Here is a 636-nt window from a genome sequence, read left to right on the forward strand (position 1 = left end):
CGTACGACGACATCGTGGCACCGCCGGAGACCACCGAGATCGACTACGAGGCCGAGATGGCCCTCGTCATCGGCCGTCCCGGTCGGCGGATTCCGCGCGAGCAGGCCCACGAACACATCCTCGGCTACACCGTCGCCAACGATGTCTCGATGCGCGACTACCAGCGGAGAACCCATCAGTGGTTGCAGGGTAAGGCGTGGGACCGCTCCACCCCGATCGGTCCGTACCTTTCCACCCCGCAGGAGGTGCCGGGCATCGCCGATGCGTGCATCCGGACCGTTCTCGACGGGAACGTTCTCCAGGAAGCGGTCATCTCTCAACTGATCTTCGATATCCCACATCTCATCGAGACGATTTCGGAGTTCACGACACTGCTGCCCGGCGACGTCATCCTCACCGGCACACCCGGTGGCGTGGGGATGAAGCGCCAGCCGCCGGTCTTCCTCACGGACGGTGACCGCATCACGGTCGAAATCGAAGGCCTTGGTTCGCTCACCAACACCGTCCGCAACGAAAACACCGTCCGCAACGAACGCGTGTGACCTGAGGGTCGGCCGCCAACCGAGAAGGTGGCAGATTTTGACACACTTCGCCCGCAGTCAGCACCAATACCGTTAAGAGCAATCCGCAGATGCG

At 62.7% G+C, this 636-nt stretch carries 1 protein-coding gene; it reads left to right on the plus strand.

The features are described 5' to 3' along the window. On the plus strand, positions 1-542 hold a 542-nt coding region (locus QM841_RS42880; protein WP_283336797.1), incomplete at its 5' end, for a fumarylacetoacetate hydrolase family protein. Positions 543-636: the final 94 nt, after the last annotated feature.

The sequence above is a fragment of the Rhodococcus sp. IEGM 1307 genome (assembly GCF_030056915.1).
Classification (GTDB): domain Bacteria; phylum Actinomycetota; class Actinomycetes; order Mycobacteriales; family Mycobacteriaceae; genus Rhodococcus_F; species Rhodococcus_F opacus_D.